This is a genomic window from Sphingobacterium sp. GQ94, from assembly GCF_059758715.1.
In genome coordinates this window covers 1-22,165 of the sequence record NZ_JCAXEC010000009.1, presented here as the reverse complement: position 1 = coordinate 22,165, position 22,165 = coordinate 1, and the positions used below count along the sequence as shown (strand labels likewise).

19 protein-coding genes are annotated in these 22,165 nt (G+C 36.8%); 11 read left to right on the top strand and 8 right to left on the bottom strand.

What is annotated here, in order from left to right; genetic code table 11:
• Nucleotides 1–46: 46 nt before the first annotated feature.
• The 5 genes from AC6CHH_RS09750 (at nt 47) to lipB (ending at nt 5,168) form a co-directional block, all read left to right on the top strand.
• Nucleotides 47–433 (top strand): RidA family protein, encoded by a 387-nt coding sequence (locus tag AC6CHH_RS09750; protein WP_498282271.1) that lies wholly within the window; start codon nt 47–49, stop codon nt 431–433.
• 149 nt (nt 434–582) lie between these two features.
• Nucleotides 583–981, top strand: a complete 399-nt coding sequence (locus AC6CHH_RS09745; protein ID WP_498282269.1) for a hypothetical protein — start codon at nt 583–585, stop codon at nt 979–981.
• 94 nt (nt 982–1,075) lie between these two features.
• Nucleotides 1,076–3,181, top strand: a complete 2,106-nt coding sequence (recG, locus tag AC6CHH_RS09740) for an ATP-dependent DNA helicase RecG (RefSeq protein ID WP_498282267.1) — start codon at nt 1,076–1,078, stop codon at nt 3,179–3,181.
• An 85-nt stretch (nt 3,182–3,266) separates the two neighbouring features.
• Entirely contained in the window at nt 3,267–4,457 is a 1,191-nt protein-coding gene (gene hflX / locus AC6CHH_RS09735; RefSeq protein ID WP_498282265.1) for a GTPase HflX, read from the top strand.
• Between the two features lie 12 nt (nt 4,458–4,469).
• A complete protein-coding gene (gene lipB, locus AC6CHH_RS09730; protein ID WP_498282263.1) occupies nt 4,470–5,168 on the top strand; it encodes a lipoyl(octanoyl) transferase LipB in 699 nt (232 codons plus the stop codon).
• A gap of 19 nt (nt 5,169–5,187) precedes the next feature.
• Here the strand turns inward: lipB and AC6CHH_RS09725 are convergent, their stop codons facing one another.
• The 4 genes from AC6CHH_RS09725 to AC6CHH_RS09710 form a co-directional block, all read right to left on the bottom strand.
• Nucleotides 5,188–6,024, bottom strand: a complete 837-nt coding sequence (locus AC6CHH_RS09725; RefSeq protein ID WP_498282261.1) for an MBL fold metallo-hydrolase — start codon at nt 6,022–6,024, stop codon at nt 5,188–5,190.
• Nucleotide 6,025: 1 nt separating this feature from the next.
• Complete coding sequence (locus tag AC6CHH_RS09720; protein ID WP_498282259.1) at nt 6,026–7,453, bottom strand: L-serine ammonia-lyase; 1,428 nt, start codon at nt 7,451–7,453, stop codon at nt 6,026–6,028.
• Nucleotides 7,454–7,679: 226 nt separating this feature from the next.
• The gene (locus AC6CHH_RS09715; RefSeq protein WP_498282257.1) at nt 7,680–9,389 is read right to left on the bottom strand and encodes a glycoside hydrolase family 3 protein; all 1,710 of its coding nucleotides are present in this window, start codon (nt 9,387–9,389) and stop codon (nt 7,680–7,682) included.
• 90 nt (nt 9,390–9,479) lie between these two features.
• Nucleotides 9,480–10,022 carry a TetR/AcrR family transcriptional regulator gene (locus tag AC6CHH_RS09710; RefSeq protein WP_498282255.1) on the bottom strand — a complete coding sequence of 181 codons (543 nt, stop codon included), beginning with the start codon at nt 10,020–10,022 and terminating at the stop codon, nt 9,480–9,482.
• Nucleotides 10,023–10,147: 125 nt separating this feature from the next.
• On the opposite strand from AC6CHH_RS09710, the gene AC6CHH_RS09705 reads away from it, so the two are divergent.
• Nucleotides 10,148–12,925 (top strand): outer membrane beta-barrel protein, encoded by a 2,778-nt coding sequence (locus AC6CHH_RS09705; protein ID WP_498282253.1) that lies wholly within the window; start codon nt 10,148–10,150, stop codon nt 12,923–12,925.
• 1 nt (nt 12,926) lies between these two features.
• On the opposite strand, the gene pncA is transcribed toward AC6CHH_RS09705, so the two are convergent.
• The 3 genes from pncA to AC6CHH_RS09690 are packed head-to-tail and all read right to left on the bottom strand — an operon-like array spanning nt 12,927 to nt 15,642.
• A complete protein-coding gene (gene pncA, locus AC6CHH_RS09700; protein ID WP_498282251.1) occupies nt 12,927–13,517 on the bottom strand; it encodes a bifunctional nicotinamidase/pyrazinamidase in 591 nt (196 codons plus the stop codon).
• 2 nt (nt 13,518–13,519) lie between these two features.
• Nucleotides 13,520–14,218 carry a response regulator transcription factor gene (locus AC6CHH_RS09695; protein WP_498282249.1) on the bottom strand — a complete coding sequence of 233 codons (699 nt, stop codon included), beginning with the start codon at nt 14,216–14,218 and terminating at the stop codon, nt 13,520–13,522.
• Nucleotides 14,215–15,642 (bottom strand): sensor histidine kinase, encoded by a 1,428-nt coding sequence (locus AC6CHH_RS09690; RefSeq protein ID WP_498282247.1) that lies wholly within the window; start codon nt 15,640–15,642, stop codon nt 14,215–14,217. The genes AC6CHH_RS09695 and AC6CHH_RS09690 overlap by 4 nt, the downstream gene beginning before the upstream one ends.
• Nucleotides 15,643–15,914: 272 nt before the next feature.
• Here AC6CHH_RS09690 and AC6CHH_RS09685 point away from each other — a divergent pair, with 272 nt between their 5' ends.
• Both AC6CHH_RS09685 and AC6CHH_RS09680 read left to right on the top strand, forming a co-directional pair.
• On the top strand, nt 15,915–17,276 hold the full coding sequence (locus tag AC6CHH_RS09685; protein ID WP_498282245.1) for a DUF4270 family protein: 1,362 nt from the start codon (nt 15,915–15,917) through the stop codon (nt 17,274–17,276).
• A gap of 3 nt (nt 17,277–17,279) precedes the next feature.
• Nucleotides 17,280–18,272 carry a Kelch repeat-containing protein gene (locus tag AC6CHH_RS09680; RefSeq protein ID WP_498282243.1) on the top strand — a complete coding sequence of 331 codons (993 nt, stop codon included), beginning with the start codon at nt 17,280–17,282 and terminating at the stop codon, nt 18,270–18,272.
• A 252-nt stretch (nt 18,273–18,524) separates the two neighbouring features.
• Here AC6CHH_RS09680 and AC6CHH_RS09675 read toward each other — a convergent pair whose 3' ends face one another.
• Entirely contained in the window at nt 18,525–19,514 is a 990-nt protein-coding gene (locus AC6CHH_RS09675; protein ID WP_498282241.1) for an aspartate-semialdehyde dehydrogenase, read from the bottom strand.
• Nucleotides 19,515–19,940: 426 nt separating this feature from the next.
• Here AC6CHH_RS09675 and AC6CHH_RS09670 point away from each other — a divergent pair, with 426 nt between their 5' ends.
• From AC6CHH_RS09670 to AC6CHH_RS09660, 3 genes are all read left to right on the top strand, one after another.
• On the top strand, nt 19,941–20,891 hold the full coding sequence (locus AC6CHH_RS09670) for an NAD-dependent epimerase/dehydratase family protein (RefSeq protein WP_498282239.1): 951 nt from the start codon (nt 19,941–19,943) through the stop codon (nt 20,889–20,891).
• Nucleotide 20,892: 1 nt separating this feature from the next.
• Nucleotides 20,893–21,618, top strand: a complete 726-nt coding sequence (locus tag AC6CHH_RS09665; RefSeq protein ID WP_498282237.1) for a YebC/PmpR family DNA-binding transcriptional regulator — start codon at nt 20,893–20,895, stop codon at nt 21,616–21,618.
• Nucleotides 21,619–21,740: 122 nt separating this feature from the next.
• Nucleotides 21,741–22,165, top strand: a 425-nt coding sequence (locus AC6CHH_RS09660) for a hypothetical protein (RefSeq protein WP_498282235.1), incomplete at its 3' end; no start/stop codon positions are given.

The following is a 22,165-nucleotide window of genomic DNA, read 5'->3' as shown; positions in this document are numbered from 1 at the left end:
TATTAGTCGCTAAAAGTAGTAAAGCGTATAAAAAAAAATAAAACTCATGGCAGAAAAAGAAATTTTAAACACAGATAAAGCCCCAGCGGCAATCGGCCCATATAATCAAGCTATTAAAGCTGACAAGACGCTATATGTTTCTGGACAAATCCCTTTGATACCAGGTAGTATGGATTTAATTACCACAGGTGTGGCTGATGAAAGCCACCAGGTATTAAAAAACATTGAAGCCATTCTAAAAAATGCAGGATATGAATTCAAAGATGTTGTTAAGACGAGCATTTTCTTAAGTAGTATGGACTATTTTGCAACAGTGAACGAAGTTTATGCAAGTTATTTTAAAGAGAATCAACCTGCTAGAGAATGTGTTGCTGTAAAAACTTTACCAAAAGAAGTCAATGTAGAAATTTCGGTTATCGCCTGGAAATCATAATCAAAATATTTCTTTGGAAACAAAAAGGAGCAATAAGTATTCTAAAATATTCGTTGCTTCTTTTTGTTAGACTAAAACCCAACTGTCACATTTTGTCTAAAAATTTCGTTTATAAGTTATATCCATTTGTAAATGCAAAAATAAGACTTATGAAAGTTTACATTTTAATATTATCGGCAGTGATTTTAGGTAATTCCTCATGTGAGAAATCAACAAATTCTGATCTACAAGATGCAGATAAGTTAAAGCTGAATGAATTGCGAGCGGAAATTCAAGATATGGTAGATACTGTAGCCTGTATAAATCCGAATGAATGGAGTTTCTCCGCAATCGGACACAAGGCTTGTGGCGGACCTCAGGGCTATATAGCCTATCCCCATACGATAGATACAGCCTTATTCACGAATTTAGTAGAAGCCTACACACTCGCTGAAAAAGAATACCAAATAAAATATAATTTAAAGTCAGATTGTATGGCAATTCTACCTCCAGACGGAATAGAGTGCGTTCAAGGAAAACCAAAACTGATCTATTCCAAGCTGAATTAAGATTTTTTTTAAAAAAAAAGCGATGAATATCACATACTATTATCCAGAAAAGGGGTAAGTAAATCATTTTTTATTAATTTAGTAGGGTTATCCCATGGCTGAATTAACAATAATAACTCCAATAGAATACTTAAAAGGTGTAGGACCTCAGAAAGCAGATATACTCAAAAAGGATCTGCAAATCTTTACTATTGGTGATCTTTTACACTATTACCCTTTCCGATATATTGATAGAACTCAGTTTCACAAGATCAGAGAACTACACGCAGATATGGTAGGGGCTCAGGTTTTGGGAAGACTGGTTAGTCTGCAAGAAATTGGTGAAAAACGTACTAGAAGAATAAAAGGTCAATTCAAGGATGAAACAGGACAAATAGAATTAGTTTGGTTTCAAAGTTTGTCCTGGATAAAAAAAACCTTAAAAGTAGGTTCTCCTTATATCATATATGGAAAACCAACAGAATTTAATGGTGCCATTTCAATTACCCATCCCGAAATGGAACACTATCAAAGCCAAGAAAAAAAGATTGGTAATTTGACCATGCAACCCGTCTACTCATCAAATGAAAAACTTAAAAAGTTTAATTTGGATAGCAAAGGTATCCAAAAGCTTCAACAGACAGCTTTAGGAACTATCATAAATAGTATCCAGGAGTCGATGCCAACATATCTTTTGGAGAAACATGCCTTGATGCCCTATAAGCAAGCGATTATCAACATTCATTTTCCAGAGAATGAACTCCTCATGAAATCTGCGATCAAAAGGCTAAAATTTGAAGAGTTGTTTTTTATCCAATTACGATTATTAAGAAATAAACAATTAAACACTAAAAAATACAGGGGACATCGGTTTGGACAAGTTGGGGAAAAGTTTAATAAATTCTTCCAGCACAGACTCCCTTTCCCCTTAACTGACGCCCAAAAAAGGGTTGTCAAAGAGATCAGAATTGACACCAATTCCGGAGCCCAAATGAATAGACTTGTTCAGGGAGATGTAGGTTCTGGAAAAACCGTTGTAGCTCTAATGAGTATGCTTCTTGCAATCGATAACGGTTTCCAGGCCTGTATGATGGCTCCCACTGAAATCTTGGCAATCCAACATTATCAAAGTCTGAAAACTTTATTAGGCGATGAAATTTGTCGAGTAGAACTGCTCACTGGCTCAACTACAACCAAAGCCCGTAGAGTGATTCATCAGAATCTTGAAGAGGGAACTTTGGATATCCTAATTGGAACGCATGCTCTTATAGAAGATAAGGTAAAATTTAAAAATATTGGGTTTGTCGTGATTGACGAACAGCACAGATTCGGTGTAGAACAACGGGCTAGACTATGGCGAAAAAACAGTATTCCTCCACATATGTTAGTCATGACCGCAACTCCAATCCCCCGAACCTTGGCCATGACCATGTATGGAGATTTAGATATATCTATCATTGACGAATTACCAGCAGGTCGTAAACCCATTAAAACGGTCCATTTTTTTGAGAGCCAACGTTTAAGGGTTTTTGGATTCATTAGGGAAGAAATTGCCAAAGGAAGACAGGTCTACCTGGTATACCCGTTGATTAAAGAAAGTGAAAAAATGGATTTACTCTACCTGGAAGCAGGTCTGGAGAGCCTATTACAAGAATTCCCAAGACCTGATTATCAAATAAGTATAGTTCACGGAAAAATGCGGGTAAAGGATAAAGATTTTGAAATGCAGCGATTCGTAAAAGGTGAAACCCAAATCATGGTTGCCACAACGGTGATTGAGGTGGGGGTAAATGTTCCAAATGCCTCCGTGATGATTATTGAGAATGCTGAACGCTTTGGGCTGTCTCAATTACATCAATTACGAGGACGAGTTGGGCGCGGCGCAGAACAATCCTTCTGTATTCTAATGTCATCAAACAAACTCAGTAGAGAAGGACGGACTCGTTTAGAGACTATGGTAAGAACAAACGATGGTTTTGAAATCGCAGAAGTTGACCTTCAATTGCGGGGACCAGGAGATATCTCTGGCACCCAACAATCAGGTATTTTAGAGATGAAGATTGCTGATTTAGCAAAGGATCAGGTCCTTCTAAGCCAAGCAAGAGCTTCGGTCATAGAAATTTTCAATCAAGATCCTGATCTTCAACAACAGGAACATCAATTATTATTACATTATTTACACAAAGGGGCACCCACCATTTTATGGGATAAAATCTCGTAAAAACCTTACCTTTGTTAACTTGTTTCTATATCAAATAGAACTTGAAAGACACTGGATTCTTTCAAGAAAAAATCAGAACAAATAAATGGCACGAATAAAAATACACGATACTGAAGTCAAACCTGAAACCGCTGTTTTAGTTAGCGTTATTACGCCTCGCGTTTCAGATCAAACGGCAAAAGAATATTTGGAAGAACTGGAATTCTTAGTCACAACAGCAGGCGGAGTGACAAAGAAGATATTCACTCAGAAACTCGCCTTCCCAGATCGAGCCACCTTTGTGGGGAGTGGAAAATTGGAGGAAATAAAAGAGTATATCAAGGCTGAAGAGATTGACATGGTCGTCTTCGATGACGAATTATCACCTTCTCAACTAAGAAATATTGAAAAGTATTTCGAAATTAAAGTGTTGGATAGGTCAAATCTTATTCTAGACATTTTCGCAAATCACGCAAAAACTGCTCAGGCTAAGAATCAGGTTGAACTGGCTCAATTACAATACTTATTACCTCGATTGACACGCATGTGGACTCACCTAGAAAGACAACGAGGTGGTATTGGAATGCGTGGTCCAGGAGAGAGTCAAATGGAGAGTGATAGACGAATGATTCTAAATAAAATTTCATTACTTAAAGAACGCTTAAGAAACATCGACAAACAAAACGAAACTCAGCGAAAAAATCGCTCTGAGATGATACGCGTTGCCTTAGTCGGTTATACCAATGTGGGCAAATCGACGATCATGAATATGATCTCAAAATCAGATGTTTTGATTGAAAACAAGCTCTTTGCTACCCTAGACACAACCGTCCGTAAAGTCGTCATAGACAATCTACCATTTTTACTCTCAGATACGGTCGGTTTTATACGCAAACTACCGCACAATTTAGTGGAAAGCTTTAAATCAACTTTAGACGAGGTTCGAGAGGCTGATGTATTGATTCATGTTGTCGATATTTCCCATCCTTATTTCGAGGATCATATCCATGCTGTAAATGAAACTTTAGAAGAAATTGGTGCGATTGATAAACCTATTATTACGGTTTTCAATAAAATAGATGCATATAAAGCTCCCGTAGAGGTCGATGCGCAGGGTGAAGAGACTAAGATCACATTGAATGATTTTAGAAATTCTTGGATGGCAAAGAATGCTGATCCTGCTATATTTATATCAGCAACCGATAAAATAAATGTAGAAGAATTTAAGGAAAAACTTTACCAAATTATTGTAAAAATGCATAATGAACGTTATCCATACAACAATTTGCTTTATTAAGGAGTAAACAACATGCAGAATAAAGAAGTTCACTTCGCCGATTGGGGATTACTTGATTATCAAGAAGCTTGGGATAGACAGGAAAAAATCTTTGCCAAATCCTTAGCAATCAAACATGATAACAGAGTAAATGGGACGCATTTCCCTACTCCAAATCATCTGATATTCACCGAACATCCACATGTATATACGCTAGGAAAAAGTGGACATATGGAGTATCTGTTATTGGATGAAAAGGGTCTTAAAGAAAAAAATGCCACATTTTATAAAATCAATAGAGGTGGTGATATTACCTATCATGGTCCAGGTCAAATTGTAGGTTATCCCATTTTGGATTTAGATAATTTTTTTACAGATATACATTTGTATTTACGAAAATTGGAAGAAGCCGTTATCTTAACTTTAGCGGAATATGGGATTCAAGCAGGAAGATATCCAGGTTTTACAGGAGTTTGGCTGGACCCCGATAATGATAAGGCCAGAAAAATCTGTGCTATGGGCGTCAGAGCTTCAAGATGGGTTACCATGCATGGTTTTGCGTTCAATGTGAATGCAGATTTAAGCTATTTCGGGAACATTATTCCTTGCGGAATTGATGATAAAGAGGTGACCTCTATGGAAAAAGAACTAGGCCATCCTGTTGATATTACAATCGTAAAAGAAAAACTAAAGATGAATCTGGCGGCACTCTTAGAGATGAAACTTGTTTAAGAGTATACTTTATTTCTAATTATTTTGAGGTATAAACATCCGTCGAAATAGATTGATAACAAATGCTTTTAACCGATATTATATACTCAGCTTCAGGAGAATTCAACTCAAAAAGTTCTGTGCTTTCAACACGGTTTGCTATCGAAAATTTGATGTTAGTACAATGGGGAATAAACGTTTTTTGAATTAAATTTAAACTGTTATTTTCTGAGGAAAGATGACCAAGAATTAAATGCTTCAAACGCTCAGTCCTATTTTCCAATAAAGCCTCCAAAGAATGTCTGTTGGAAAGATGTCCGGCTCCCCCTCTAATTCTGTTTTTTAGATAATAAGGATAGCTTCCATTTTCGAGAAGATTTTCATCGAAATTCGACTCCAACAACAGCACATCAGCAAGCTGAATAGCTCTTCTTACGTTATTGCAAATTCTTCCTATATCCGTTAGTACCGAAATATTATAAATTCCATCAGAAACTAAAAAGCTACAAGGATCCTTTGCATCATGAAATTTGGGAATGCCATAAATCCACAGGGGTCCAATCTGAACCATAGAATTTGACTCGATAAAATGAATTAAATGTCTCGGTAAATCCAATCTAGAACCCTCATAAGATCCTTTGGTCATATAAACCGGAATTTGGTAACGTTTACAAAAAACAGCTAAACCTCGAATATGGTCTACATGTTCATGGGTTATAAATATAGCAGTGATACCCGAAGGATTGATTCCAAGTCTATCCATCCTTAAATGAACATGTTTGTTATTAATCCCGACATCGACTAACACGGCTGTATCATCTTTTGCGATATAATAGCAATTTCCATTGCTCCCCGAAGCTAAAGCACAATATCTCATATTAACATTCTGGTAAACTCAATGGAACTTTAATAGCTAATCCTCCGTCAGCAGTTTCTTTATACTTCACATTCATGTCTTGCGCTGTATCCCACATTGTGCTCACCACAGCATCCAAGCTAACTTTCGCCTTATCGGGATTAGACTGCAAAGCCAATTGAGCAGCGGTAATAGCCTTAATAGCACCCATAGTATTTCTCTCTATGCAAGGAATTTGAACTAACCCACCAATAGGATCACATGTTAATCCTAAGTGGTGTTCCATAGCGATTTCAGCAGCCATCAAAACTTGTCGTTGTGAACCACCCAAACATTCTGTCAGAGCGCCAGCAGCCATAGCAGACGACACTCCTATTTCCGCCTGACAGCCACCCATTGCAGCAGAAATAGTTGCTCCCTTTTTAAAAATTGACCCAATCTCGGATGCCGTTGCAAGAAATTGAATAATCTTATCCTCCTTATAACTATCATGGAAGACGATATAATATTGTAATACGGCTGGAATAACTCCTGCAGCACCGTTCGTTGGCGCAGTAACCACACGACCGAAGGAAGCGTTTTCTTCATTTATTGCCAAAGCGAAACAACTTACGCAATCCAAGATGTATCCGAAATCCCTACCTCCTTCACGAATCGCCTCTACCCAAGAATTAAAATCAATATAGGGTCTGCCTTTCAGAATACGCTTGTTCAATTTTGCTGCTCGCCGCTCCACATGTAGGCCCCCAGGCAAAACACCTTCCGTATGACACCCTTTATATATGCATTCCTTTATTACTTCAAAAATTTTTAAAACCCCTTCTCTAGTTTCACTCTCAGACCGCCATGAACATTCGTTTTCTAACACAAGTTCCGATATCTTAAGTCCTGTACGCATACAAGAGACCATAAGCTGTTGTGCGGTATCAATGGGAAAGGGTAGGTCAATTTCAGAGAGCGCCCCGGAAGAATCATTTTCTTGAACCACAAAACCCCCTCCGATAGAATAATACGTTTCTGAAATTGCGGTACCATTGTCCAAAAATGCCTGGAACGTAACTGCATTGGGATGAAAAGACAAACTTTGATCAAACAGAAATAATAAATTTTCAGCGTATGAAAAAGGTATTTTATGCAATGCTCCTAAATCTATCTCTTTATTTTCTTTTATCCGCTGTACCTTAGGCAGAACATCATGAATATCAAAAGTGACCGGATCATCTCCACTTAGCCCCAAGATCACAGCGATGTCTGTTCCATGCCCTGTACCGGTCTTAGCGAGTGAACCATACAAAAGGACATTGACCTGATTAACGCTTTCCAATACACCTCTATCCTTTAAGACTTGAACGAAACGTTGTGCCGCACGCCAAGGACCTAAAGTATGGGAACTAGATGGACCAATTCCAATCTTAAACATGTCAAAAATAGATATTTGTTCTTGTGCCATGATGGTAAATATAACATAGCAAAAATAGGTTTTCTTTTATCAAACAGATAGGAAAGTGGGGAATATTTCCTGATGCTCACTTTTAGTTGCTCTCAAGCATGCCTATGAAGCCTTTAATTCCGCTAAAAGCTCCTAAAATTAAATCACAACAGTCGTATAATTGGGGCAAGAAATACTAAAACCAAGCTGTCGCTTGGTTTTAGTATTTAATTATTTCTAGGAGATCTTAAATCCCATCTCCATTTTCAAAATCTTCTGAAATCCGAACTGGCAACCTACCAGTAGCTTTAATTTGCTTCACTAAAACTTTAATCGCAGCCTTCTGCATGAAGAAATCATTTTGATAGCCTAAAACAATTGCTGAACTTCTTAATACATCGACAGAATTCATAGCATATGGATTGGTAAACAAAACACTTATAGTCCTTTTACCCGCTAATTTATCGATAAAGGTTTTTGTAAACTCATTGAAGGCAAGTTCGCTCCGTGGTCTGCTCCGATTGTCGTGTATAGCTAAAACAATTTGCTTATGCTTGCGTGCCTGTTTCAATACATCTTTCAACGTTTCTTCATCCTCGTCTCCAAGGACAAAAAATTGCTTGTAATTACTTAATTGTGAGGCCAATCCCCTCTCAAAATCCTGACTTTTATTTATACCTACACTCACAATAGCTACTTCTGATTTTACATTGAAATGTTGAATACCTTTGTCCGATTTCAAAACAGTGATAGAGGCATCAGCCAATTTCTGGACTAAAGTTTGCGAGCTCGGCGCATTCAAATCGGGGTAGAGATTTCCCGTATTAACGGGTTGTAATTTATCTAACCCTAACCAAAGTTTTGTGGCCAATACTTTTTTAACACGTGCATCAAGATCTGTCCGAGAGATTCTTCCGGTTTTGATAGCATTTTCAATCAAACGTATTGCTCTCGCACTGTTTTCAGAGATTTCCAATAAATCATGTCCCGCCTCAATAGCCATTACATCAGCCTCTCCATTAGGAAAGTTTTTCTTAACGCCATTCATATCCATGGCATCGGTAACAGTAAGTCCCTTAAAACCTAATTCCTTACGAAGTATATCAGTCACAATCTTCTTAGAGATAGAAGAGGGAATATTTGGTGTTGGATCCAGTGAAGGAATATTCATATGAGCAACCATTACAGAGGGGGCGCCTGCAGCGATCAATTGTGCAAATGGATATATTTCAAGGCTATCTAATCTTTTTTTGTCAAAGTTCAATTGCGGGAGATCGTGATGTGAATCCACATCCGTGTCACCGTGTCCTGGAAAATGCTTCAATGAGGCCAATATTCCGCCATCAATCATACCTTCCATATACGCCTTTGCCTTGCTGGTTACCTTAACCTTATTATCTCCAAATGATCTAAAGTTAATAACAGGATTCTTAGGGTTGTTGTTGATATCAACTACCGGAGCAAAATTAAAGTGCATGCCAATTCTTTTGAAATCTTTGGCAACAGAACGACCCATTTCATACAAAAGGTTGTCATTCTGAATTGCACCTAAGGTCATTTGATAAGGATAAGAAATGGTAGAATCAGGCATGCGCATTCCTAGTCCCCACTCTCCATCAAAAGTAATTAATAGGGGAACCTTACTAACTTTTTGGTATTTGTTAAACATCTGTGCATGACGTACCGGTCCTCCTTGAAAAACCACCAACCCCCCTAACTGTTCTGTTTCTATGATTCGTTGAACCGAATCAATATATTTTTGCCCCAAGTTCGTATGCGCACGAACCAGAAACAATTGGGCAATTCTTTCTTTTGGGGTAAGACGATTGAATATAGAATCAACCCAATCATGTTGTTGGTTGATAAATGGAATAAAATCAGGTTTCTTCTGTGCAAAAATTGCCGTTGAAAACAACAGACTTAATAATCCTACACTAAATATTTTTTTTATGCTCATCACAAATTAGTTTGAAAACGAAATTCGGTATTTTAGGTTGTTAAATAAAATATTTTTGCGCTTTTTTTTTAAATCATGCAAAAAAACGCATCACATTAGATCGTATTTATGCTCGATCAACCTGGCCAAATCTTCAGCATTTTCTATTTCTCCACACGCTTCCTTCTTCCAAAGCATATCGATAATCAACAATAAAAATTGAGTTTCAAGATCCGGGTTTTCATATCCAAGCTCTTTAAAAGCTTTTAAAACAATTGTTGTCACCGGTTTTATAAATTGTTCATGCTGGGCTTTGGAAAAATTATGATGAGACAAACGCTCTTGTAATTTCCAGAACAGCGGTTCCTCAGCAACAAGTTGACTAGGCAAGAGGACCATTTTACGTAAAAAGTCCTTCGCTCCACGGTAGGTCATCATTCCCTTATGGTGCAATAGAACCCTTCGATAGCCTGATTTCACGATATGTGCCAACAGAGCATCCTTATTCCCAAAATGCTTGAATATTAAAGCCTCTGAAACCCCAGCTTGGGCCGAAATTTCTTTAGTGGAGGTATCTAAAAATCCATTGATTGCAAATAACTGCAAAGCAGTTTGCACAATCTTCTCTTTTCTACTTACTGTTGTTTCTTTCATTTATTGTTTGCCACAACAAATATATCCATTTTCAATTACAGTGCACAAATGTATCTTTTTTGTGATTATCATATGGCTATCAGTAAAAAACAATAATATTGGACAATCAATTAATTATACCAACCATGAAACCGTTTTTGGTCCTCTCTCTATTATTGTTATGTGCAATCCATATAGTACAAGCACAGGTAAAAATAAACGGATTAATTTCTCATAAAACAAAAAACCATGCGATTGAAGAGGTTACAGTTCAGTTACTAAACACCAAAGATTCAACAATTCATCGCTCTAAAACAAACCACCTCGGAGAATATAATTTTAATAAAGTTAGTAACGGGCAATACATACTAAGTAGCTCCTCCATTGGTTATAAGAAATTTTCTCAAACCATAGAAGTGCGAGATAAAGTCCAGCAAATAAATTTCGCACTGGAACCCGCAGAGATTATGCTAGAGGAGATCTCAATAGTTGGCTCTCCCGATGTCGCGGTAAAAGGGGACACCATTGAATTCAATGCGCGCAATTTCGCTACCAGTGAATATGCCGATGCAGATGAGATGGTAGCTCAAGTCCCTGGGGTAGCTATTGACGAAGAGGGAAACGTTTCTGCTCATGGAGAAAAAGTGAACCGGATTTTAGTGGACGGTAAGGAATTCTTTAGCACTGATCCAAGGGTAGCCCTCAGGTCACTTCCGGCAGATATGATTGATAAACTTCAAATAATTGATGAGAAAAGCGAACAGGCTAAATTTTCAGGGTTTGATGATGGAAAAAGGAATAAAGTAATCAATATTGTCACCAAACCAGACAAAAGAAAAGGCTATTTTGGCAAATTGAATGCCGGGAAAGGTGATTCAGATAAATTTTCACTCCATTCGGGTATAAACTCTTTTAATGGCGATCAAAAAATTTCTATTAATTTGATGGCCAATAACATCAACGAAACTAATTTTGCCGAACAGGGAAGAGGACGCTCACGAAGAGGCAACAGCAACACGGAACGCGGTCTGTCTGACACATATGCTGTAGCAGCGAATTATACCAATACCTTCTTAAATAAAAAACTTGAACTAAACGGAAACTATAACTTCAGAAATTCTTCCACTTTTACCAATACGCTCTCTGACATTGAATTTATTACCGGCAATAGGGCAAATCAATTTCAAAATCAACATCAACTTTCAACTAATGGCAATAATGAACATAATTTTAGAAGCCGTTTAAAGTGGGATATCGATAGTATGAACAAGTTGGATATCGAACCTAATCTGTCATTTAATTCCTCGGATCGCCAGAACAATTCAACCAGCAGCATGAAAAAAGGGGAAGCCAAAGACCTACTAAATCAGACAGACCGGAACAGCATAAATAATAATAGCAATTTAAACATTGGAGGATCGCTTACCTATATGCATCGTTTCAAAGGATCTGGCAAATCCATATCCGTACATATCGATGGTAACAAAAGCAATAACGATGCCCTTGCGAAGACGTTAGCTTATAATGAATACTATAGAGATGCGGTCTTAAACAGGATTGACACCAATGATCGGGAAAGTGTAACCATTGGATATGGATCCGGTTTAAACAGCCGAATTTCCTATTCACAATCCATCTCACGATATTCCAGACTACAGGCGAACTACGGTTACCGAACAACCAATAATTATTCAGACCGAAAAACACTTGAATTCCTTGCAGAAACAGGTCAATACGAAGAATTAAACGACCGACTCTCGAATGAATTTGAAAACGACTTCAGCCATCACAACACTGGAATATCGTATGGTTACAACAAGCGGGATACATTCAGAGTGCAAATTGGAATAAATTATGAAAAAGGTATAAGAATTAATGACAGGACTGTACCTTATGACCTAAAAACTACTGCAAATTTTGGCAGTTTTTTACCAGATTTTACGACCGTTTATTTCTTTACGAAAGAAATAAACCTGGAATTTAATTACAATACAGCAACCAATACCCCCTCTATTGAACAATTACAAGACTATATAGACAACTCCAATGAGCTTTTCATCAGGAATGGAAATCCAAATCTAAAGCAAGAATACCGACATAGTCTTCGACTTCAGTACCGAGATGTAAATCGGGAAAATGCGAGAACTTTAACAAGTAGCATAAACTTTGCCTACATCAACAATAAAATCATCAACTCAACATTGACAACAGATTCGACCATTCAACTTTTTGATGAGATCATTTTAGGGGCTGGCGGTCAATATACTGTGCCCGAAAACATTGATGGCGTGTATGAATTAAGGGTCAATAACCATTATGGCTTGCCACTAAAACAATTAGGATTTAACCTAAACCTAAACAACAATTTGTATTATAACAAAAACTTTGCCTTATTGAATGAAGAGCTAACACCAAGTATTGAGTATGGATTTCATCAGCATGTGGGTGTCTTTACAAATTTTAGTCGAAAGATTATCATTGGACTAAACTACAACATCAACATGAAATTAAACAACAACCCAACGGCAGAAGTAGAGCATTATCGAGTGACTGACCATCGTTTAAGCAACTCCTTAAATTTAGAATTTTTGAAGAACATGGTGCTCAAGTATGATCTGTCTTACATTTTCAATGGTGGAATTTTGAATTCCCCAGGAATATCAACAACCCTATTAAATGCATCTTTGGGTTATAAGATTTTGAAAAAAAGAAATGCATCTATCGAAATAAAGGCTTTTGACATATTGAATAATGCAACCAATATCAACCGAAGAGTGAACACAACCTCCATAGCTGACATCCAATCAAACACGCTTAACAGGTATTTCTTATTAAGCTTTAGCTACAACTTAAGAAGTTTTGGCTCAAGGGGAGGAAATGAATCATCAACAGATAGTTCCAGAGGCAGAAGGCACCGGCAATAATCTAAATTAGGCTCCCGCCATGTTGAAGGAAAATATTCTTCTTCTCTATAAAAACGCCTTTATCAATGGCTTTTGTCGCTTTGGTTATAATACTCGTTTTAAAATTTTCGGACAAAGAATCCATCGCTGTGTAAAACACACAAAAGTCAGCAGCCAATCCGCAAACATGAACTTCATCAATATTTTTTGACCTCAGATAAGCGGAAAGACCGATATCTTTTCTTTTCCCATTATCAAAAAATCCACTGTAACTATCCACACGCTCTTCCATTCCTTTTCTGAAAATCGCCTCAATGCGACGACTATCTAATGCTTTGGTAAACTCTGCTCCAAAAGTGCCTTGTATACAATGATCTGGCCATAGAACTTGGTCCAACCCATCTAAATCGATTGTTTGAAAAACCGAAGATTCTTTATGTTGACTAGCAAAACTTTGATGATTAATGGGGTGCCAGTCTTGGGTAGCCACGACTAAATCATATTCCTTTTGAATTTGATTAATAAGGGGAATAATTTCATCACCCTTAGAGACTTCTAATGATCCTCCTGGCAAGAAATCATTCTGGAGATCAACAATTATCAATGCTTTCATCCCTATTGTTCGTTTTTTTCAATGGATTCATCCAATGTTAACATATACCCTAAACCACGAATATTATTTATCTTAATTCGCTCATCTTGGGAGAGGTATTTACGTATTCTGCTAATAAAAACATCCAAACTACGTCCTGTAAAATAAGTGTCATTGCTCCAATATGTCCTAATAATTTCATCTCTTGGTAGAACTTTATCTTTGCTCTGAATTAATCTTTTGAGTAGTTCGGATTCGCGATAGGAAAGCTTTTCATTGTATCCGTTAATACTCAAAACTTGTTTACCCGAATCCAACGTGAATTCTCCGATAATTAATTTAGGAGCAGAGACCTCAAGTCCCCCCTTTTTTAATGCGGCATCAATCCGAACAATGAGTTCTTCTATTTTAAACGGTTTTCGGATGTAATCATTTCCGCCTAGTTTAAATCCTTTAACGAGATCCTCCGTTTGGGTCATCGCCGTAAGAAAAATGATGGGCGTGAGAACATCTATTTTTCGAATTTCCTTGGCTACTGTAAATCCATCCATTAACGGCAACATCACGTCCAATATAATGATATCAGGGTTATATTTATGATGAAAAACTAACGCTTGTTGTCCATTGAGTACATGATGTACCGTAAACCCATGTGCCTCTAAGCTATCCGATACGATCATCGCTAAACTTTCCTCGTCTTCTACGTACAGTATATTTATCATATCGTCTGTTTTGGTAAAAAAACCATAAATGTACTGCCTTCTCCTAGCGCACTCTTAAGGCTGATTGTTCCTTCATGCTGCGTAATAATTTGCTTCACATAAGCAAGCCCTAAACCAAACCCTTTGACATCATGGATATTTCCTGAAGGAACTCTGAAAAATAGATCGAAAACCCCTTTTTGATAGGAATCCGGAATCCCAAGACCATTATCACTGATCGCAATTTGATAACCTAAATTGACTTCTTTGATCTGAATTTTTATTTTCACCTCTTCCAAAGAATATTTAAGCGCATTATCGAGTAAATTACTAATCACATTTTTTATATGGGACTGATCTGCAAAAATCAAAGCTTCTGATTGCATTAATTGCAAATTTAATTGGACCTTTTTCTTGGAAAACAATTGTGCATTTTCAGCACATTCCCGAATAGTTTGATTCAAATCAAACCAAGCTTTCTCCAATTTAATACCGTTAGTTTCTGCAACATCAACTTGTAATACCCGCTCTATCATATCAGAAAGATGCTCCAGTTCCTGCCTTGAAATGGAGAGATACCTGTCCATCCGTTCCTTATTGTCTTGCGCCCCATATCGTTGGATGGATTCAATCGCGGCCATAACGGTAGAAACAGGTGTTTTCAATTCATGGGTCATATTATTAACAAAGGATTTTCTCAGATTAGCCAGTTGATTTTGTTTTTTAATGGTAGACAACAAGCTTAAAAAAGTTCCAATAAGGGTACAGACTAACAAAAGTGAGGCTAAAATTTGCCAACCTATAGATTTTAGAAGATAAAGCACCGGGTCTTTAAAATCAACTTCCAAATACAAGTCCTCCTTAGGATCAATCATTATTGCCCTGGTTTTATTTTCTTTATAACGTTGATGATAAAAGCTCCTATCTCGATCATTCTCATGAGGGAGCTTCACAATATTAACCTCAAACGGGGTGTACATATTTCTCTCTTTGAGTTCAACAACTAACCTAGCCTGCAAAGAATCAACAACCTGTTTATTCCATGTGATACTTTTAAATACAAAAGTAGAGATGAAATGACGGCTCATTTTCTGCTTAGTACGTGAACTATCGATCAAAGAGTTTTTAGTAAACTCGTCCTTATATCGAAGGGCCTGTTTATCCAGCATTTTGTTGACTGTATCTCTATTAACATTTGGGTATTTTTCTTGTAGGAGTTCTGTAAACTTTTCAATTCTGTTATATCGTTGATTTTGACTTTCCTTTTGAATGAGCTGTTCATTATAAAAGTCTTGCATCACATTAAACAATTCATGTTCACTGATCGTTAGGAAAAATTGTTTTTTACCTTGATAGCTGCCATAAAGCCAAAAACTCAAGACCAGAATAAATCCAGTAGCAGTTAGCACAATAGCCAGCATCAATATTTTATACTTTTTTAACATAACTAAAACAAATTTAAATTAGTAGATTTGCTCCGCATAGAAAAATAGATGCTTTTAACAAAATATAACACTGATTAACAATTCTCAGGCTATATTGTCGCATTTTAGCTTATTAATACGTTAGACACATAAGCTAAGATAGGCTTTGTATTTTTAAGGATCTGCATGAAAGTCACTTATTGGAACTTTTTTATTCTCAAGGCTAAGGGTTTTAACAGAATATAACAGTTTTAAGAAAGATACTTTCCTATTTTTGCAAGACTAGTAACTTTATGATTAAGAATTTACGATTTATTTTCATTGCTTCCTTTAGCTTAGGCGCCTCTTTATTAATATCGAGTTGCGATAAGGATATGGCAATCTCGTTAGATAACGAAAACATTGATAACCTAAATGTGACAACTGATGATACATTATCGGCACTGGTTACTACTGTTCAAATGCCAAATATCCCAACCTCAGGATTTGGAACATTATTAGTTGGAAAGGTTAACCAGTCATTAATTGGAAGTATTCAATCATCTTCGTCTTTCCGTTTGAATCCAGCGAGTATCACTGGTGAATTACCTGCTACTGCAGTCTTCGACTCCATCAACCTCGTACTAAGACCAAATAATGCAAGATATACATACGGAGATACAACCAAGTTTCAAACCATCTCTGCTCATCGTTTAACGCAAACTTTAGAGACTAAAACAATTGATAATTCAAAAACAGGGGGAACCAATCCTTGGTATGTAACAGGAGCCGCCATTTTTGGTAATCAAAAATTCAATTATGAAGAGGTGGCATTGGGTTCCGTTCGTTTCCTTCCTCATATGAATAAAAAAGATTCTGTTTCGATACGTTTTAATGATGCTCTAGGAAAGGAATTTTTCAATAAAATTAAAAATTCTGATATTGCATTTAATTCAGCTGAAAATTTTCAAGAATATTTTAAAGGTTTGACTTTGGTTGCTGAGGAGTCCAATACAGCCATGGTTGGTTTTTCGGATACATTGGAACTTAAATTAAATTATTCTTACATGGGTAATGACGGTTTAAAGAAAAGAGGATCCAAATCATTAGTAATGGCGGAAAAAACCTACCAATACAATCATTATCAAACGGACCGCACAGGAACACCTTTTCAGGCTTTAAGTACATCAAAAGAAATTAGCAGCTCTGCAACAAATGGTGTAAGTTATATCCAGTCTGGAACTGGAGTTGCCGCTAAAATATCCTTTCCTGCCCTGAAAGAGTTTATACAACAACCAGAAATAGCAATTAACAAAGCTGAATTAGAAATTGAAATATCCAATTCACATCTTGGGATGTTTCAGCCCTCACCTACTCCAATATTATTAGTTGGTGATGAAAATATACCAACGACATTCGTAAGTATTCCTTTTAACCCCACAGAGATTCAAATCGGGACTTATTATTTAGGAAACAATACCGGTAAAAATGGTAAGTATGTATTTAACTTAATTGAATACATCAAAAGGATTAACGAAATTGGACAAGAGGATAAATCGCTATTTTTATCCCTTTCACCATCTGAATTATTCAACAAGGCGAGCACTAGTATTATAGCCGCGCATAACAATAAACCGAAAGTTAAATTAAATATCGTATATACAAAATTTAAATAATTTATGAAGAAGAGAAATTGGCTTGTACTACTTTTAGTAGGTGCCTTAGCAATTACTTCCTTTAACTCCTGCAAAAAAGATGAAGGTACAGAAGAGACACCCACAGGTCCAACAGAATGGGATAAATCTACCGTGTTTAAAGATGAGCCACGTAATGGAGCAGCGACCTTCACGATAGGTGATGTTGCCTATCTGATTGGTGGATACCTTAAAACAAACGAAGTTTTAAATGACACGTATTCCTTTGATGGAACCACATGGCTTGAGAAGGCTCCTTTCGAAGGATCTGCAAGACACAGTGCCGTAGGATTCTCCGTTGGCGGAAATGGTTATGTAGGATTAGGATATGGTGGTGAAGGGGATTCACAATCCGCATTGAAAGATTTCTATAAATTCAATCCTTCTCAGAATACATGGACTAAAATTGCTGATTTCCCTGGCGAGGCTCGTTTTGGAGCGGTTGCTTTTACCATAGGGGATAACGCATATGTTGGTTTAGGAACAACTTCTACTGATAAAACTTTCAGTGATTTCTACAAATACAACCCGTCCTCAAATACATGGACGAATGTCCCTACTTCATTCACTGACAAGAAAGGTTTCGCATTTGCTTTTGTCATTAATAATGTAGCTTATGTAGGAGGAGGTATCTCAAACGGAACTCCTTCAGATGATTTCTATTCATTTGATGGAACCACATGGAAAGAAGAACAATCTCTTAAAACAGATACTTATGATGCAAGAAGATTTAATGCATCAGCTTTTACAATTGGCAACAATGGTTATGTAGTAAGTGGACGTACCGTATCTGGTTTATCTTCTGCGGTATGGAAATATGATGCATCCGCAAAAACATGGACTGACGACAGCGAAGCATTACCTTCTGCACGAGAAAAAGCGATAGGTTTTTCAATTGATGGAAAAGGCTATATCACCACAGGTGTTAATGGAACGACATTTTTCGACAACACTTACCTATTTACTCCGGTTAGATAATCCGCAAAATAAATCATAAAAAAAGGATAGCGATTGCTATCCTTTTTTGTTTTATATGCAAAATATTAAGGCAGAACAAAATCAAACTCCCCTCACCTACCTGTCTACCTTAATGACCAAGTCATGCTACTAGAGTGATTACAGCCAAGAGCTGGGTTTTATCACGATTATATCAAAACTCAATATAACTAAGAAGCAAAAAACCTCCCCGAAAGTTATTCAGAGAGGTTAAAATATTATTTAGAGTACCAATTAAATTAATCCCTTTTCTTTTAATAATTCTGCAACTTGAACAGCATTAGTTGCAGCCCCTTTACGTAAGTTGTCAGCAACAATCCAAAGATTTAGGGTTTTCCCTTGCGTTTCATCACGACGGATACGTCCCACAAAAACTTCATCTTTTCCATGGGCATCCTTAGGCATAGGATATTCTAATTTAGCTGGGTTATCCACTACAATAATTCCTTTTTGAGCCGAGAGAAGAGAGCGAACTTCCGCTACATCAAACTCATTTTCGAATTCTATATTTACAGACTCTGAGTGTCCCCCAACAACAGGAATACGAACAGTGGTTGCGGTAACCTTTATAGAATTATCATCCATAATTTTATTCGTTTCCAAAATCATCTTCATTTCTTCTTTGGTATACCCATTTTCCAAGAAGACATCAATCTGTGGTATTACGTTTAAATCGATTTGATAAGGATAGGCCTTTTCGCCCTCTATTCCTTGTCTTTCATTCATCAATTGTTCAACAGCCTTCACGCCGGTTCCAGTTACTGATTGATAGGTAGAAACTACGACACGTTTAATTTTGTACTTTTCGTGTAGAGGTTTTAGAACAACGACCATTTGAATTGTAGAACAATTCGGATTGGCAATGATTTTATCATCTGCGCCCAAAACATCCCCGTTAACTTCAGGAACCACTAATTTCTTATTCGGATCCATGCGCCACGCTGAAGAGTTATCAATAACGGTGATACCAGCTTGAGCAAATAAAGGTGCAAATTCTGTAGAGGTTGATCCACCTGCAGAAAACAAAGCAACATCAGGTTTGAGTGCAATAGCTTCAGTGGGCGTTACTACCTTATACTTTTTACCCATAAAGTCGATTTCCTTACCCTTACTTCTCAGGGAGGCTACTGGAATTAACTCTGTTACTGGGAAATTACGCTCCGCCAATACTGTCAACATCTCCGACCCGACAAGACCTGTCGCGCCAACTACTGCAACTTTCATAGTTTAATATTTGCTTTTAATTGTTAATAACTATAGATTTTATCTAATATGAATAATCAACAAACTTACTAAATAATGTCGAATCTAAAGGATTAATTTTCTGTGATTATCAATACATTAAGAGTATTTCAAAACAATATTCAACAATATTGAATAATTAATGAAATTCATTCAGCATAACTCATTTTATATTGACAATATATCAATATAGTCTCTATATAAGAGAATGTTATTTCTTCGACATTTTTTTAAACTATTGAAATCCAAAACACCTTACAATGAGAAGTTTTCGAAAAAAAATCAAATCATTCGATTGCACAAATTACCAAACATACATTATTTACAAGCATTTAATGCTTAATTTCGCACTTGTCAAAGCATATTGTTCTTGACATTATCTTTTTAAACAAAACTATCTTTGCACCAATGAAAGAGGTCATTTTGATGATCGGTGCCAATGGTCAAATTGGCTCCGAATTAGCTGCAGCGCTAAGAACAAAATTTGGTAGAGAAAATGTAATTACTTCAGATATAAGACCACCAAGTGAAATTGGTAATGGAGAAATTTTTGAAACCCTAAATGTATTGGATAAAGATTCTATTAAAGAATTATTCCTAAGATATAAACCAACTCAAATTTATTTACTCGCGGCAATGCTTTCAGCAACAGGAGAACAATATCCTCAAAAGGCATGGGACCTAAATATGAATGGATTGTTAAATGTTCTTGATTTAGCCGTTGAATTGGGTGTGAAAAAAATATTTTGGCCAAGTTCAATTGCAGTATTTGGACCACACTCGCCAAAAATCAACACACCTCAATATTGCATCATGGATCCCAATAGCATCTATGGAATCAGTAAATTAGCAGGTGAACGACTAGTAGAATACTATCAAAGTAAATACGATTTGGATATTCGAAGTATACGCTATCCTGGAATTGTATCCTGGAGAACGGAACCAGGAGGTGGAACAACTGATTATGCAGTTCATATCTTTTTTGAAGCTATCAGAAATGGGAAATACACCTCTTTTTTAAGCGAGGACACTGCCTTGCCAATGTTATACATGGATGATGCTGTTAGGGGAACAATTGAACTTATGGACGCTCCAAAAGAAACAATAACAATACATTCAAGTTATAATTTAGCAGGAATATCCTTCACACCAAAACAAATTGCTGAAGAAATTAAAAAAATTCTACCTAATTTTGAAATCTCTTATTCAAGCAATGATCCACGTCAGACAATTGCAGATTCATGGCCTAAAAGCATCGATGATGAACAAGCAAAACAAGATTGGGGCTGGAAACCAACTTTTGATCTTGCAGCAATGACCAAGGATATGCTGGATAATCTTACAATAAAACTAAAATAAAATGGGTAGAGCCTTCGAATTTAGAAAAGAAAGAAAATTTAAGCGCTGGGCCAAAATGGCTATTCAGTTTACGCGCCTTGGTAAAGAAATTGCAATATCAGTAAAAGAAGGAGGTCCTCATCCCGAGAATAACTCCCGTTTGCGTACAGCTATTCAAAACGCAAAAGCAGTAAACATGCCAAAGGACAGAGTTGAGGCGGCTATTAAACGAGCTTCTGAAAAAGATTCTAAAGGCTACGAAGAATATGTTTATGAAGGTTATGGTCCTCATGGGGTCCCCGTGCTTATTGAAACCGCTACAGATAACACCAACAGAACCGTCGCAAATATTAGAAGTTATTTTACAAAATCAGGTGGTTCTCTAGGAAAGACCGGCTCACTGGATTTCATTTTTCAAAGAAAATCAATTTTCAGATTTCCCGCAGCCGATGAATTAGATGTTGAAGAGTTAGAATTAGAATTGATCGATGGTGGTTTAGAAGAACTTTACCTTGAAGCAGATGAAGAAGGGAATGATATTGTAGTTGTTCAAACTTCCTTTGAAGATTTCGGAAATATGCAGCGTCTTTTAGAAGAAAAAGGCATTGAAGTAAGTTCTGCAAAATTAGAACGCATTTCTTTATCACACTCAACCTTATCAGAGGAACAAGCAGCCGAGGTATTGAAATTGATTGATAAGATTGAGGAGGACGATGACGTTCAAGCAGTATACCATAATATGGATTAATACTCATAAATTATTGTGAAATCAAAAGAGGGTAATATGGACTGACCCCAAAAAAGTGGATACATTTTGGGGCATGTCTAAATATCCCTCTTTTTTTATTTGCGATTGATTACATTTGTAATATGCTTACGTTTGCAGAGTTTTTTACAAAAAAGAAAATAGACCTAGAGGCTTTGCAAAAAGCACAACCTGAACTATATAGCGAGTTCAATAGAGATTATATGCTCATGGGTCAAAAGAGCTTCGACCATTCCAAAAAATTTTGGTTTAATAAACTTAGAAGACAATATATTCTTGATGAAATTGAAACAGTCTCTATAAAAAAAGTCGAATCAAATGCTCCAGTTGATAAAATGCAGGAGGTCGAAGGTCAGAAAGTACCCACCCCTCCAACAGGGTTCAAGCCAAGATTCAAGGCTACAACTAAAGCGGTTTCTGAGAATAGCCAGGATTCCGGCGTTGAGAATTTAAAAGAAGATTCAACTAGACCGGACAAGCAAGAGACTCCAGAAAAGATAACAGCAACCCCTCCAACTGGGTTCAAACC